A 15,404-nucleotide genomic window follows, 5' to 3' on the forward strand; every position below is an offset into this window, starting at 1 on the left:
TTATCACTCCAACCCAAAGAATGAAAACTGATTTTACGCCATCTCTTTGACAATATGGCTTTCAAAGGAATCTATGGAAAACTCTTTTTCAGCAATACCTGAGTTCATGACTGCTTGAGGCATTCCATACACTACTGAGCTTAGCTCATCTTGAGCCCAAATTTTTGCGCCATTTCTTTTCAGTGTACTTGCGCCGATTTTTCCGTCAGTTCCCATGCCGGTTAAAATAATGCCTAGAACATCCCCACGATATACATTAGCAATTGACTCGAAGGTAATATCAACACTGGGTTTGTATAATATATCGGCACTAACTGGTGCATCATAAATTCTAAATGTTGCTCGTTCGGCATCGCCCTGGATTGTCATTTGCCGTCCGCCTGGAGCCAAGTAAGCAACGCCAGCTTGCACAACCTCGCCATTTACAGCCTCTTTGACCGTTAGCTTCGATAACTGATTTAAACGTTCTGCGAAGGCTTTGGTGAAAGAACCAGGCATATGTTGCACAATAAATATCGGATACGGAAAATGCTTCGGCATAGTGGTTAGCACTTTTTGTAAAGCGACCGGTCCGCCAGTAGACGTGCCAAGGGCTAAACAGCGATACTTTTTGCCCGATGGTATGTCGCTAGACGAAGATTGATATAGGGGCGTTGTGACGATACCAGCAGCAGACCGAGTTGTTTGCTCACTGCCTTTTCGACCTAGCGCACTTCGACTAACAGGTTTATTGAATAAAATCGCTTTTGGAGCCGTTACTCGGGGAGCTGCTGGTCTGAGACCGTGGTGTTTTCGGCATAGGCCTTTCACTCTTGACTGTAATAGCGCGACAGCATCCGCACGGTTAGCCGCAATATCTTCAAATTTCTTTGGTAAAAAGTCCATCGCCCCTGCGTCTAATGCGTCAAGCGTGGCTTTCGCACCTTCAAGGGTCAAAGAAGAAAACATAATGATAGGAACAGGTTTACGCGCCATGATTTTTTTGACTGCCGTTATTCCGTCCATCACAGGCATTTCTACGTCCATAGTCACCACATCTGGGTTCAAGGAGGCGACCATATCAATTGCTTCTTGGCCGTTTCGTGCCTCACCTATAACCTCTAAATTGGGATCTAGCTCTAAAATTTCTTTTACACGGCGCCTAAAAAAAATCGAATCATCAACTACTAATATCTTGTATGCCATGTATGTTTTATTAAAACCTCGAGATTAACGCACTTGTCGAATGGCATCGGCTTTTTTCTTCGCGTAATGCTTCAATAGTCCTGGAACATCTAAAATCAATGCGATCCCGCCGTCACTGGTGATGGTAGCACCCGCCATACCTGGGGTGCCTTGAAGTAATTCGTCTAGTGGTTTAATCACAACTTCTTCTTGACCAATCAGTGCATCAACGACAAAACCGAGCTGCTGAGTACCAATTTGTACAACAACTACATGTCCTTTGGAGCGATCTAACGGGATTGGTTTTGCGCTTTTACGCACTAACCATTCTCGCAAATAGAATAATGGAATGGCTTTGGAACGAACAATTTTTGTCAACTGGCCATCTACCATGTTGGTTTTGCTCATATCCATGTTAATAATTTCATTGACTGAGCCTAAGGGCAAAGCAAATGTTTGATCGCCGACCACTATCATTAAGGTGGGCAATATCGCCAATGTAAGCGGTACTTTGATTTCTAACGTTGTGCCTTTGCCTAAAACGGAGTCGATATTAACGCTACCGTTCAGTTGGTTGATTTTCGTTTTCACAACGTCCATACCAACACCACGGCCAGATACTTCAGAAATCTCAGTTTTAGTTGAAAAACCAGGTGCAAAAATGAGATTAAAGGCTTCTTCGTCAGACATTCTTGCAGCCGCATCTGCGTCTAGCACACCTCGAGAAATAGCGATCTCTTTGAGCTTGTCAGGATCCATCCCCTTGCCGTCATCGACAATGCTCAATAAGATATGATCCCCTTCTTGCGAGGCTGACAATTTTACCGTACCTAGTGACGGCTTACCGGCGGCAATCCGATCGGCTGGCATTTCAATACCGTGATCGACTGAGTTACGCACCAAATGCACCAAGGGATCTGCTAGTGCTTCTACCAGGTTTTTATCTAAATCGGTGTCTTCACCTTCAAGCTCTAAGGTAATTTCTTTTTTCAACGTGCGGGCTAAATCGCGAACCACTCGTGGAAAGCGCCCAAATACCTTTTTAATTGGCTGCATGCGCGTTTTCATCACGGCACCTTGAAGGTCACCGGTCACAACATCTAAATTCGCTATCGCTTTAGACATACTTTCATCGTTCACCGATAAACCTAAACTCAGTAGCCTATTACGTACCAGTACTAACTCCCCCACCATATTCATAATCTGATCCAAGCGTTTAGTATCAACACGCACAGTCGTTTCTGCTTGCGGAGGTGCGGGGCGCTTTTCATCCCGCTTAGCCGCAGGTGCTGGTGTTTTCGCTTGTGGTTCAGAATGTTTAGAAGCAGCACTAGCCTGTGTGGGGGCGATACTCGGTGTTTGCGGCTTGCTCTGATTGCTCGCGCCGTTTTGATTTTTAGGCTGGGATGCCGCACTTTCAACTGAAGCAGGCGTCGCTGGGGCGGCCGATGCTGCGCTGGGTGTTGAGCTTTGGTCTTTTTTACCTGCTGGGCCTTGGCCTTTGCCATGCAATTGATCAAGCAGCGCTTCAAATTCATCATCGCTAATATCTTCTTCATCAGAAGAAGTATTCACCGCTGGCGCCTTGGGCGGCTCAACAGGTGGGACTTGTGCGCCACCAAATTGACCTTCACCGTGGAGCTGGTCGAGCAATGCTTCAAATTCGTCGTCACTGATATCATCGTCATTCGAGGTATCGGCGGTACTTGGAGCCTGCGTAGCAGTGGCTTGCGCTGCGCCACCAACAGGGTTCCCTTTGCCATGAAGCTCATCAAGCAAAGCTTCAAATTCAGACTCGTCAAAGTCATCCGATTCTGTTTTAGCTGACGTAGACGGCTCGTTAATCGTTTCTTGGTGCTCTTCAACGACAGGAGGAGCCTCAGGCGGCGCCTCGACTGCTTCATCTGCGGTTTCTGGTTTACTTAGGCGATGAAGAGTATCAAGAAGGGTTTGCTCTGCAGCAACAAGCGGCTTATTCGCTTTGACGTCTTCAAACATAGCAACCACTTCATCGGTTGCTTGCAGAATAATGTCCATTAATGCGGGGGTTAACGTGCGCTGGCCATTACGCATCACATCAAATACATTTTCAGCGCCGTGGCAAATATCCACCAGTTCGGTTAACGACAGGAACCCTGCCCCGCCCTTGACCGTGTGATAGCCACGAAAGATCGCATTCAATAGATCTGAATCTTGTGGATTATTTTCTAATTCGACGAGTTGTTCTTGTAGCTGCTCTAAAATTTCTCCAGCTTCAACTAAAAAATCTTGAAGAATTTCCTCGTCAACATCAAACCCCATATCCTAACGCCTCTAAAATCCTAAACTTGAGAGTAAGTCATCAACATCATCTTGGTCCGATGCGACGTCATCGCGGTTAGCAGCATCAAGTATTGGGCCTTCCGCTTTTACACTATCGGCTTGTTTATCAGATATATGAGGATTTTCCGCAGATTCTATTCCACCAAACATCGTCAGCATATGCACTAAGCTATCTTCCACTTCTTTTACAAGCTCTATAACGCGGCGGATAATTTGCCCAGTGATATCTTGATACCCTTGGGCAAGCAACATTTCAGTTAAAAACTCATTGAGTTTCGCAGATTCAACTTTGCCATCTTCTAAAAAACTATCGAGACGTCGGCACAAGGTATTAAACTCGCCCAATTCCAATTGACGGCTGAAGAGTTTTTTCCATTCAGGAAGAATAGCGTTAATTTCAGAGTTCAGCTTTTCAGCAATAGGCATGCAGTCATCGACTAAATCCATGGTGCGATTTGCAGCTTGTTCCGTGGTTTCAATAACGTAGGTTAATCGCGTTTTTGCGTCAGGGATCTCTTCATTTGCAAGATTAGCTATACGCTCATCAAGCTGAAAGTTGTTTAAAGAGTCGTGAAGCTGACGAGTTAACTTGCCTACTTCCTCGAACAGCTCAACTGAGTTGGTGTCGTTAGTACTATCGAGAAGTTGTTGAGCACCTTGATTATCACCGCTTTCAAGCAAAGCAACCAGTTGCTTTGCGTCTTCTATCGACATGGGGGCTGCGTGAAAGGTCATAAGGTCTTCCTTATTGTTGAAAAAGCCTGATTAACCTAAACGTTCAAATATTTTCGCCAACTTCTCTTTAAGGGTTGCCGCGGTAAAAGGTTTGATCACGTAACCGTTCACACCTGCTTGCGCAGCTGCAACTATTTGCTCTTTTTTCGCTTCAGCGGTGACCATTAACACTGGGGTATGTTTCAGATTTTCATCGGCACGAATAGCACGCAATAAGTCAATACCTTGCATACCAGGCATATTCCAATCAGTTACCACAAAATCGAAATCGCCTTGTTGCAACATAGGCAGTGCTGTACTTCCATCATCTGCTTCTTGAATGTTGGTAAAGCCTAAATCTTTCAATAGGTTTTTGATGATTCGACGCATAGTCGAGAAGTCATCAACAACCAAAATTTTCATATTCTTATCCAAAATAATCTCCGCTCAGGGCAAAATCACAATATTTGTATATTATTGGTTTATTCTTCAATACGCCAAGTTTGCATTTTACTTTTTAGTTTTAGCATCGCTTGACTGTGTATTTGGCTAACACGTGATTCACTCACATCTAATACCTCACCGATTTCGCGTAAGTTCAATTCTTCGTCATAATACAATGACAACACAATAGCTTCACGCTCTGGCAAGGTGGTAATGGCATGGGCCAACGCTTTTTGAAAGGACCCTTGAAGTAAATCTTCAAAGGGGGTATCTGAACCTTTGGTCTGTTCCGTGGTAACAACATCCTCTGTCACCCCTAAATCTTCCATACCAATAATTTTGCCCGCATTTACTTCGCTAAGCATTTGATGGTATTGCTCAATACTCACCTCTAGTTTTTTAGCAATATCGACATCTCTGGCATCTCGGCCAGTCTCACGTTCTACTTTATTAATGGCATCGGTTATTGCCCGGCCATTTTTGTGTACAGAACGCGGTGTCCAATCGCCTTTTCGAATTTCATCGAGCATAGAGCCACGAATTCGAATACCGGCGAATGTCTCAAAGCTCGCGCCTTTAGAACCATCGAAATTACGTGAGGCCTCAAGCAGACCGATCATGCCGGCTTGAATTAAATCGTCTACCAGCACACTGGCTGGCAAACGAGCAATTAAATGATGGGCAATGCGTTTAACTAATGGCGCATGACGCTCCACTAACGCATTTCTGTCATCTAACTGCTGATATGCAGCGGCTTTACTATTCACCGAACATCGCCCACAGCTTTTTTAACGATAAGCTGTTCAAGGAAAAATTCTAAGTGCCCCCCCGGCTGCGAAGGTACTGGCCAGCCGGACGCTTGCTGAGCTAATTTTTTAATCGCCACAGCAGCAGGAGAATTCGGGTACGCTTCTACTATGGCTTTTTGCTTACGCACCGATTTACGGATATTTTCGTCAAACGGTACCGTAGCCACTAGCTCTAAAGCGACATCAAGAAAACGATTTGTAACCTTAGTTAATTTATTAAATAACTCTTGGCCTTCTCGCATATTGCGCACCATGTTGGCGACAATTTTAAAGCGAAAAACACCATGCTCTTTATTAAGAATTTTAATCAACGCGTAGGCATCAGTCAGTGACGTGGGTTCATCACACACCACCACCAAAATGTCTTGAGACGCTCGCGAGAAACTTAACACCATGTCAGAAATACCCGCGGCAGTGTCCACAATCAGCACATCGATTTGCGAACGTAGTTCGCTAAATGCACGGATCAAACCTGCGTGTTCTGTCGGTGTGAGCTCTGTCATGGATTGGCTACCAGAGGTTGCTGGCGCTATTTTTATTCCACAAGGGCCTTCTACGAGTACTTCATCTAAGGTGCATTCACCAGAAAGTACGTGGGAAAGGTTTTTAACCACGCGCAAACCAAGTAACACATCAACGTTGGCTAACCCCAAGTCTGCATCTAATACCATCACTCGCTTACCCTGCTGGGCCATAGAGATTGCGGTATTTAATGTGACGTTGGTTTTACCCACTCCGCCCTTACCACCGGTCACGGCGATAACTTTAATTAATCGCGATTGATTCATTCTTCTTAAGCTACTTGCCTGGTCCTCAATCATACTGCCACTGCTGCGTTATTTAGTGAATTATCACTAGTATGAATTAATACATGCTTTTTATAAAGCTTGGCGGCGCTGGTTATTAAAAATTTTGCATCTGCCACTTTTAAGTCTTCCGGAACCTTTTGACCATCGGTTATAAAACTCACGGGCAATTTGTGCTCGATGGCCGCACTAATCGCTTCTCCAAGACTGTAGCATTCATCTATTTTGGTGAAAATACAACCCTGTAAAGAAATCTGTTTGTACGCAGCGATAGTTTGCTGCATGACTTGATATTGGCTATTGGCTTGCATCACCAAATAACTGTTGATATTTGCTGTTGTACTTTGCTTTAGCGTTTCTAACTGTTTGATCAGTCTAACATCTCTTTGTCCAAATCCTGCAGTATCAATTAGAATAAGGCGTTTATTTCTAAACTGAAATAACAGATCGGACAATTCTTCAGCGTTTTGAGCTTTTTTGACCGAACAACCAATTATCCGCGCATATGTGGATATTTGCTCATAGGCGGCAATTCGATAGCTATCTAGGGTGATCAAACCGACATTTTCTGCCCCGTATTTTTGCGCGGCTTGCGCTGCAAGCTTTGCCACGGTAGTCGTTTTACCTGTGCCAGTTGGGCCCATTAATACCGCAACCCCCCCTTTCGTCAGCAAGTTACTTTCTTCTGTTTGAATACGATTAGCTAACAACTTAAGTAGAAACAACCACGCTTGGCGCTCATCAGTGTCAGCTGGCGTATAAGACACCACTTCATTGGCGAGAGCTTGGCTGATCCCCATACTTTGAAGCTTGCTGGTCAAGTATCCGTGTAATGGGTGATTACGCCCTTTATCTTGCTGTATTAAACCCGCCACTTGAAATTGCAGTACATTACGCAGTGAAGCCAACTCTTGACGCATCTCATTCAATGCATCCTGTTGGGGCTCATTAACCGTACGTGCTTGCGGTTGACGTGCTTCGCTTTGGGTGGTTGTTCGTTGTGGCGCAATTGGGCTAGGTTGTACGTTGGAATTGGCCTGTACCGCTGACTCTTTCGCCTGAATCTGTTTTTCCAGCAATGCTCTTAGGCTATCAGGCCCACTATCACCAATAATTTCGCTAAGCGTAGGGGTAGCATCCACTCGGCGTTTTGGCTCAGGTGTTGTTGGAGCTTGTTGGCGCTTAGGCGCATGCACAGGCTCTTTATCATAAGCTGCGACAATCTCTACGCCATCACTCAGTTTCTTATTAGACATAATAACCGCGTCATCGCCTAACTCATCTTTGACCTGTTTCAATGCTTCTCGCATATCTTTGCCATAAAAGCGTCTAATTTTCACAATTTACCCCTTGCTACTTGCATCTGGTGACGGACTATTGACCCACCGAACTGACTATTTTGATTTGTTTGTCATCTGGAATTTCTTGATAAGACAACACATGCAAACCTTGTACTGCGTGCTTCAGGAACCTAGATAGCACTGGGCGTAACATGCCTGAGGTCAGTAATACCGCAGGCTCACCCGCCAATTCTTGTTGTTGAGATGCGTCATTTAGCGACTTCTGTAAGCGTTCCGCTAAACCTGGCTCTATGCCTGCGCCATCTCCACCACCGGCTTGTAAAGACTGGTGCAACATCTGTTCCAACTCTGGCGCCAAAGTTATGACTGGTAGTTCGGCTTGGCCGCCGTTGATTTCTTGAATGATTAAGCGCTTCAGTGCGATACGCAAAGCGGATACCAACACGTCTGGATCTTGACTCTTCGGCCCATACTCGCACAAGGTTTGCACGATAGTGCGCAAGTCTCGGATAGGCACTCCCTCGTACAATAAGGTCTGCAAAACCTTAACCACAGTGCTAAGCGATAGAATATCCGGCACCAAACCTTCTACCAGTTTAGGGCTTTGCTTGGCAAGCATGTCGAGCAGTTGTTGAACTTCTTCGTGACCGAGCAACTGGTAGGCATTGTTGGTAAGCAATTGGCTTAAATGCGTTGCAACCACGGTAGCGCTGTCAACCACGGTGTAACCCAATGTCTGAGCATGCTCGCGCTGGTTGGAGCGGATCCACACGGCATCTAAGCCAAAGGCTGGGTCTTTTGTCACTGTGCCGTCTAGCTTGCCAAATACTTGGCCTGGGTTAATTGCCAGTTCATCGTCGTGGCTAATTTCAGCTTCACCGACAGATACACCTAACATAGATATAGTGTAATTATTTGGGCTCAAGTCTAAGTTATCGCGAATATGCACAGGAGGAATAAGAAAGCCTAATTCTTGAGATAACTTCTTACGCACACCTTTAATACGCGTCAATAATTCGCCGCCTTGAGACTTATCAACCAAGGGAATTAATCTATACCCGACTTCTAGTCCGATGGTATCGACATGCTGCACATCGTCCCAACCAAGTTCTTTTATCTCAGCGGGTTTCGCGTTACCACGATCCGGTGTGGGCGCTAACACTTCAGGCTGCTCTGCCATTTTCTTTTCGTTCCAATATTGGAAATATGCATAACCACCAATTAACGCACTGAACCCTAAGAACGCCATGTGAGGCATGCCCGGAACAATGCCCATTACAAACAAAATACCGCTGGTAATGTATAGCGCTTGACGGTTGCCGAGCTGACGAGTGAGCTCTTGCCCCATCTCTTGGGAGTCGTTTTCACGAGTGACAATAATCGCCGTTGCTACGGATAATAGTAACGAAGGAATTTGTGCCACTAACCCATCACCTATGGTCAGCAAGGTGTAGATTTCGACAGCTTGGCCAAAGGCCAAATCATGCTGAAAAATGCCAATAAACAAGCCACCTACTATGTTAATCAACATAATAAATAAGCCTGCCACTGCATCTCCTTTTACAAACTTAGATGCACCGTCCATTGAGCCATAGAAATCTGCCTCACTGGTCACTTCAAAACGGCGTTTACGCGCTTCATCTTGATCGATAAACCCAGCGTTCAGATCGGCATCAATTGCCATCTGTTTACCAGGCATAGCATCTAGGGTAAATCGTGCACTTACTTCAGAAATACGCCCAGCGCCCGCTGTCACCACTTTAAAGTTGATAATCAAAAGAATGGCGAACACCACAATACCCACAGCATAATTACCGCCGATAACGACTTCACCAAATGCTTGAATCACTTTACCTGCTGCATCGCCACCTTCATGCCCTTCAAGCAATACAATTCGTGTTGACGCGACATTCAGCGCTAGACGCAGTACTGTGGCAATTAACAAAACGAGAGGGAAAATACCGAAGTCGACGGGCTTCTTAGTGAAAACAGACACTAAGATAATGACCAATGATAAAGCAATATTAAAGCTAAAGAGCACGTCGAGAAGAAACGCTGGCATGGGTAAAATAACCATTCCCATGATTGCCAACAAAACAAGAGGCGCACCAAGTCCAGACATAACAGACTGAAATTGATTTTTGTCGAAACGATTAAGATAAGCAGTTAGTTGCATAGCGCGTATTTTTGACACCTGGCGGACGTTTTACCTAGTAAAGCAACTACCGCGCCAAATTAGGTTATCCACCTAATAATACGTTTTAATCTTTAGTCTAATGCTAAGCGTTAAAGATCAGTTAACGCCTTAGCTCATAAGGGATTGGCAGGTTGGTCGGTACTGACTTCGGACGCTTGCCTTTGCCTTTTTTATACGCTTTTAATTGGAAGACATAAGCCAAAATTTGCGCCACAGCCATAAACAATTGAGTCGGGATCTCTGATTCTACCTCAGTGGAGTAGTAAATTGCCCTAGCCAACATAGGAGAAGCAACAATCGGAACCTCATGGGCATCAGCGATTTTACGAATATGCATGGCCATTTCGTCCACCCCTTTAGCCACCAGCACTGGGGCTCGCGTTCCTTGCTGATCGTATTTTAAGGCAATGGAGTAATGCGTTGGGTTAGTCACTACCACATCAGCTGTTGGCACTTCTTGCATCATCCGATTTGCCGCAGCTTGAAATTGTAAACGGCGAATGCGGTTTTTAACTTGTGGGTCACCTTCAGCATTTTTATTTTCATCTTTAACTTCCTGTTTAGACATTTTCATTTCCTTGTTGTGCTTATAGCTTTGATACGGCACATCAAACGCCGCGATAGGAATAAGCGCACAACACATCATTAAAAACGCCCAAGAAATTAAATCCATGGCATGAAATAAATTTTGCGGATACAACTCCAAATCTAAATGCAGGGCTTCATCTTTAAAGACCAGCATGGCTATATATGCCATTCCCATGACGACGATCACCTTCGCAATCGCTTTAAGCAGCTCTACTAAACCGTTCATGCCAAACATTCGTTTGAAGCCAGCAAGTGGATTGAGTTTATTCGCTTTTGGGGCCGCCCCTTGCCAAGTAAAGTTATAGCCACCAAGCGCTATATTGCCGTAAATTCCCGCGGCAGTAATGATCACCATATATAACATAACGGGCCCTGCGACAGTTTCAATCGCTGAGCCCCATGCTTGAAACATATGCGTAAAGTCGTAGGTTTCATCACGAGATAAAGTGAATGTGCGCTGGGTTACCAAATAGATAGCTTTGGCAATTTGCCCACCCATCATGATAAAAGCCGCCGCACTGAAGACGAGCACTAAGGCCGTTGATAGCTCTTTAGATCGCGCGACTTGGCCCTTTTTTCTGGAGTCGGTGATCTTTTTGGATGTGGGGTCTTCTGTTTTTTCATTCGCGTCAGACATGACTAACCGCCTCCTTTAAGGGCTTGTTTCTGGGCTCCTTTGAGGAGTGTTGTCAGGACTGTTTTGATGAAAGTCTTCAAGGACACACCCTAACGAGCTGACACATCATTTGCTGCGCCCTGTCCCACTGTACTTCAAAGTGATAAGTAAAGTTGTCCATGGTGATCCAGATAATCACCAAGCCCATAATTTGAGCAATACTGAAACCCAAACTAAAAATGTTTAACTGCGGTGCTGCCTTGGTCATAACGCCAAACGCTAAATTTACTATCAACAGAGATACAATAGGCGCGAGAGACAAGGTTACCGCTGAGATAAACATCCACCCTGCCCAATGGGCAATTTCTCTGAATTGTTCTGGCTGCAACCAAGCTTCACCTACAGGAAACGCGGTAAAACTCATCACCACCATGCGGATCATTGCTAAATGGCCATCTAACGCCCAAAAGAGCAAGGTTGCCAATATGAGATAAAATTGACCAACTGCCGGTACGTTAATTCCGTTGACCGGATCAACAATAGACGCAAAGCCAAGACCTGTCTGCATAGCAACCACTTGCCCTGCTAATACAAAAGTGTTGAGCACCATAGTGGAAATGAACCCCAGTGAGATGCCAATAATCAATTGCTGGATCACTAACATAAAGGTACCCACTGAAAACACCTCATCAACCTGTACCGGTGGTATCACAGGTAGAATGATCAGGGTAATAAACAAAGTGAGTAAAGCACGAACGGTAGTAGGAACGGTTTTCGCGCTAAGGCCAACCATAGTCGCTAACATGCCGGAGATACGCATAAACGGTAGTAACATATCGCCCATAAATTGCGTAATGACGTCAGCTGAAAACTCCATTTTAACCAACGACTTCCGGGATACGCTCCACCATAGTAAAGGTGAAGTCCATTAATTGTTGCACTAACCAATGTCCTCCCCAGCTCAAGGCCAGTAAGGTCACAATTAAACGCGGTAAGAAACTCATGGTTTGCTCGTTGATCGAGGTGGCCGCTTGGAATACCGCTACAATTAGCCCTACAAATAAACTCGGCAAAATAATGGCGGATACCAATAAAATCACCATGTTCAACGCTTCTTTTAGGATATCAACAAAGACCTCAGGTGCCATGACTAGGTCCCCATTCCGAAGCTGTTTGCTAGCGTACCGAAAATTAAGTTCCAGCCGTCGACTAGCACAAATAGCATTAATTTGAAGGGCAAGGAGACAATCATCGGCGATAACATCATCATACCCATCGCCATCAGGATAGACGCCACAACCAAATCTAAAATAAGAAAAGGAATAAATAGCATAAAACCAATCTGGAACGCTGTTTTCAGTTCACTGGTAACAAACGCTGGGATCAGTATATTCATTGGGACATCAGCAGGCTCTTGGAACTGATCTTCGTAACCACCGATTTCCACGAAGGTTTCTAAATCTTTTACGCGCGTTTGAGCAAGCATAAAACCGCGCAATGGCTCCTTGGCTAACTCATAGGCTTGTATTGAGGTAATTTGCTCATTTAAATAAGGTTGAAGCGCCGTTTCGTTAATTTTTTCAAACACAGGTGCCATGATAAACATCGATAAAAATAAGCTCACACCAATAAGAATTTGGTTCGACGGAGACTGCTGCAAACCAATAGCTTGACGCAGAATAGATAACACAATGATGATCCGTGTAAATGAAGTCATCATCATAATGAACGCGGGAAGCAAACTAAGTGCTGTCATAATAGCCACGACTTGCAATGTCATGGTGTAATCTTGCGAACCGTCTGCGTTCTCGGTCATGGTCAAAGCGGGGATCCCCGGCTCTGCAATCGCCCAACTCGGCGCAGCCAACAGCACGGCGGCCAATAGCCAGAAAAATAGTTTATTCATCGCGCTCTCCCGCGTTGCGCTTACTGCCAGGATTGGCGTTGGGCTGTAACTTGCCAGCCATAAACAAGTTAAGTTTATCTTTGAAATTCTCGCCGCTTGGGGGCTTATCATTTGCAATGGGCGTATCAAGTTTAGCGAGATGATTAATATTCTGAGCCGTAACACCAATCAGGTGCTGTTCGTCTCCCACTTCAATAACCAATACCCGCTCTTTCGTTCCTGCAGCTAGAGAGGCCACTACTTTAAGTTGACCCGAGCTACCACCAGTGACGTTAAACCGTCGCATGATGAACGCCAACATGAAAACCACGGCGATAACCAATAAAAGGGATAGAAAAATTGACACTATAGATGTGGGATCAGAGAGGGTTTTGGCCTCAGCAAGTGCTGTATTTGAGGCTAAAAACAGAGGGCTCAGAAGCAACCAAACCCTTGTTTTAAAAGGAGTTTGGTTAGCGGAGTTTTTTGATTCTTTCCAGTTGACTAATAACATCAGTTAAGCGAATACCAAATTTATCGTTGACGACTACTACTTCACCATGAGCAATCAACGTGCCATTTACTAACACATCGAGTGGTTCGCCAGCAACACGGTCTAATTCAACGACAGATCCTTGGTTTAATTGCAGTAGATTACGAATGCTGATGTGACTGCGCCCTACTTCCATGGAAATAGTCACAGGGATATCAAGGATCGTATCTAACTTACGTTTTTCCGCTGGCGTGATATCTTTATCTTCTTCAAGCTCATCAAAATCTGCAACGGTCGCCGCTGCGTCTTTATTTTCTTCGTCTGCTTGTTCAGCCATGGCTGCTGCCCAATCGTCTAAACCTTCTTCTTCACTCATAATATTTGCCTCTTGATTGGCTACAAATCATCTTCAAGGGTTTGTAACTCGGCGTCGCTGTCAATTCTGCGACCGCCTTTGGTTAATAGTTGTAACTCCGATTTCACTGATGTGGGACGCGGAATTTTATCGGTAATTTTGAGCGCTAGGTTGTCACGAGAACGACCAAGCTTGGCTCTGAAAGTAGGTAATTCTTCAATCATGACGGTAATGTGCTCGGGCATATCGATCGGGATAATATCTCCGGCTTTCATGTCCATAATTTTTTGCAAGCTAAGGGTTAAATCCATCATGTGGGTTGATAGCTCAACTTTTACGTCCATGATTTCATCCCGTAACGCTTTACTCCAACGCAGATCGGTATCTTCTTTATCACTTTGCACGCCCGCATCAAGTAATTCTCGAATTGGCTCAAGCATGGAATAAGGCAAAGACACGTGAAAATCACCGCCGCCACCATCAAGTTCAATATGAAAAGAACTGATCACCACCACTTCGGTAGGGCTCACAATGTTCGCCATAGCTGGGTTTACTTCCGAGTCTAAATACTCAAAAGATACATCCATCACTGGGGCCCATGCTTCTTTGTAATCTTCAAAAATGAGTTTAAGCAACATTTGAATAATGCGTCGCTCAGTGGGGGTAAATTCTCGACCTTCAATTTTGGCATGGTAACGTCCATCGCCACCGAAGAAGTTATCCACTAAAATAAATACTAAGCGAGCTTCCATGGTGATCAAACCTGTGCCCTTTAAAGGACGAAAGCGCACCATATTTAAGCTAGTAGGAACGAACAAAGTATGAATATATTCTCCAAACTTAATCATTTGGATACCGTTAATTGATACTTCAGCCGAGCGGCGCATCATATTAAACAAGCTAACCCGCATATGTCTGGCAAACCGTTCGTTTACGATTTCCAGTGTTGGCATTCTTCCCCTAACGATTCGATCCTGCGAAGAGAAGTCGTATTCAAGCGCAGAGCCATCGCCTTGCGTTTCTTCAACGTCTTCTTCTTCGACTTCGTCTACTCCGTGAAGTAGCGCATCGATTTCATCTTGGGATAATAAGTCGCTCAATCTCTTTCTCGCTTATGCTTATTGCATCACAAAACCAGTGAACAATACCTGCTCAACCAATTCATTACCTGATACGTCTTTCAACGTTTTCTGCACTTCTTTTAACGCATTATCACGTATCGTTGCTTTACCTGCCTCAGTGATTAAATCATCAGCATTCGCTTGGCTAAATGCGCGATTTAATGCCCCTTGAATAGACGGTATATGCATTTTCACTTGTTCTTCGGCGTCACTACCGCGCACCATAAGTTGTACTTTTATCTCAACTAATCTGTCCCTAGTGGTGCCTGGCACATTAAACGTGATTGGGTTAGGTATCGCTACGTACAATGCTGTGCCCGTTTTAACTGGTGCTGACATGGACGCTCCGTCGCTGCTGCCTTGTGTTTGCTCAGCACCCGCCTCCATAGCCGCGTCATCTTCACCACCCAGTAAAAAATAAGCGGCAGCTGAGCCCCCTAACAGTAAAACAACCACAATGATGATAATCATCATAAGTTTACTTTTTTTACCGCCTTCTTCCATTTGTAATTCTTCTTCAGCCATGAGCACGCCTTAAATAATAAATTGCTGCTATTATCGTTCTTACTCAGAAAATCGCAATCGATAA

16 protein-coding genes are annotated in these 15,404 nt (G+C 44.8%); all 16 read right to left on the reverse strand.

What is annotated here, in order from left to right; translation table 11 throughout:
• Positions 1 to 33 precede the first annotated feature (33 nt).
• Complete coding sequence (locus tag GCHA_RS15670) at positions 34 to 1,185, reverse strand: protein-glutamate methylesterase/protein-glutamine glutaminase (RefSeq protein WP_007989944.1); 1,152 nt, start codon at positions 1,183 to 1,185, stop codon at positions 34 to 36.
• Between the two features lie 24 nt (positions 1,186 to 1,209).
• Complete coding sequence (locus GCHA_RS15675; RefSeq protein WP_007989946.1) at positions 1,210 to 3,465, reverse strand: chemotaxis protein CheA; 2,256 nt, start codon at positions 3,463 to 3,465, stop codon at positions 1,210 to 1,212.
• A gap of 12 nt (positions 3,466 to 3,477) precedes the next feature.
• A complete protein-coding gene (locus GCHA_RS15680) occupies positions 3,478 to 4,221 on the reverse strand; it encodes a protein phosphatase CheZ (protein ID WP_007989948.1) in 744 nt (247 codons plus the stop codon).
• A gap of 30 nt (positions 4,222 to 4,251) precedes the next feature.
• Positions 4,252 to 4,635 (reverse strand): chemotaxis response regulator CheY, encoded by a 384-nt coding sequence (cheY, locus tag GCHA_RS15685; RefSeq protein WP_011575779.1) that lies wholly within the window; start codon positions 4,633 to 4,635, stop codon positions 4,252 to 4,254.
• Positions 4,636 to 4,682: 47 nt separating this feature from the next.
• The gene (locus GCHA_RS15690; RefSeq protein WP_007989951.1) at positions 4,683 to 5,411 is read right to left on the reverse strand and encodes an RNA polymerase sigma factor FliA; all 729 of its coding nucleotides are present in this window, start codon (positions 5,409 to 5,411) and stop codon (positions 4,683 to 4,685) included.
• Positions 5,408 to 6,274, reverse strand: coding sequence for a MinD/ParA family ATP-binding protein (locus GCHA_RS15695; protein WP_013753233.1), 867 nt, complete (start codon positions 6,272 to 6,274; stop codon positions 5,408 to 5,410). The genes GCHA_RS15690 and GCHA_RS15695 overlap by 4 nt, the downstream gene beginning before the upstream one ends.
• Positions 6,271 to 7,599, reverse strand: coding sequence for a flagellar biosynthesis GTPase FlhF (gene flhF / locus GCHA_RS15700; RefSeq protein ID WP_007989956.1), 1,329 nt, complete (start codon positions 7,597 to 7,599; stop codon positions 6,271 to 6,273). Before flhF ends, GCHA_RS15695 begins: the two co-directional genes overlap by 4 nt.
• Positions 7,600 to 7,633: 34 nt before the next feature.
• Positions 7,634 to 9,736 carry a flagellar biosynthesis protein FlhA gene (gene flhA, locus GCHA_RS15705; RefSeq protein WP_039992633.1) on the reverse strand — a complete coding sequence of 701 codons (2,103 nt, stop codon included), beginning with the start codon at positions 9,734 to 9,736 and terminating at the stop codon, positions 7,634 to 7,636.
• A 121-nt stretch (positions 9,737 to 9,857) separates the two neighbouring features.
• Positions 9,858 to 10,982 carry a flagellar biosynthesis protein FlhB gene (flhB, locus tag GCHA_RS15710; protein WP_007989959.1) on the reverse strand — a complete coding sequence of 375 codons (1,125 nt, stop codon included), beginning with the start codon at positions 10,980 to 10,982 and terminating at the stop codon, positions 9,858 to 9,860.
• A 76-nt stretch (positions 10,983 to 11,058) separates the two neighbouring features.
• Positions 11,059 to 11,838, reverse strand: coding sequence for a flagellar biosynthetic protein FliR (fliR, locus tag GCHA_RS15715; protein ID WP_007989961.1), 780 nt, complete (start codon positions 11,836 to 11,838; stop codon positions 11,059 to 11,061).
• A gap of 1 nt (position 11,839) precedes the next feature.
• Positions 11,840 to 12,109, reverse strand: a complete 270-nt coding sequence (gene fliQ, locus GCHA_RS15720; protein ID WP_006993711.1) for a flagellar biosynthesis protein FliQ — start codon at positions 12,107 to 12,109, stop codon at positions 11,840 to 11,842.
• 2 nt (positions 12,110 to 12,111) lie between these two features.
• Positions 12,112 to 12,867, reverse strand: coding sequence for a flagellar type III secretion system pore protein FliP (fliP, locus tag GCHA_RS15725; protein ID WP_007989963.1), 756 nt, complete (start codon positions 12,865 to 12,867; stop codon positions 12,112 to 12,114).
• Entirely contained in the window at positions 12,860 to 13,360 is a 501-nt protein-coding gene (gene fliO, locus GCHA_RS15730; RefSeq protein WP_013753232.1) for a flagellar biosynthetic protein FliO, read from the reverse strand. Before fliO ends, fliP begins: the two co-directional genes overlap by 8 nt.
• Complete coding sequence (fliN, locus tag GCHA_RS15735) at positions 13,320 to 13,715, reverse strand: flagellar motor switch protein FliN (RefSeq protein WP_007989969.1); 396 nt, start codon at positions 13,713 to 13,715, stop codon at positions 13,320 to 13,322. The genes fliO and fliN overlap by 41 nt, the downstream gene beginning before the upstream one ends.
• Positions 13,716 to 13,735: 20 nt before the next feature.
• A complete protein-coding gene (fliM, locus tag GCHA_RS15740) occupies positions 13,736 to 14,794 on the reverse strand; it encodes a flagellar motor switch protein FliM (RefSeq protein ID WP_007989971.1) in 1,059 nt (352 codons plus the stop codon).
• An 18-nt stretch (positions 14,795 to 14,812) separates the two neighbouring features.
• Positions 14,813 to 15,340, reverse strand: coding sequence for a flagellar basal body-associated protein FliL (gene fliL / locus GCHA_RS15745; RefSeq protein WP_007989973.1), 528 nt, complete (start codon positions 15,338 to 15,340; stop codon positions 14,813 to 14,815).
• Positions 15,341 to 15,404 lie beyond the last annotated feature (64 nt).

The sequence above is a fragment of the Paraglaciecola chathamensis S18K6 genome, assembly GCA_000314955.1.
Classification (GTDB): Bacteria; Pseudomonadota; Gammaproteobacteria; order Enterobacterales; family Alteromonadaceae; genus Paraglaciecola; species Paraglaciecola chathamensis.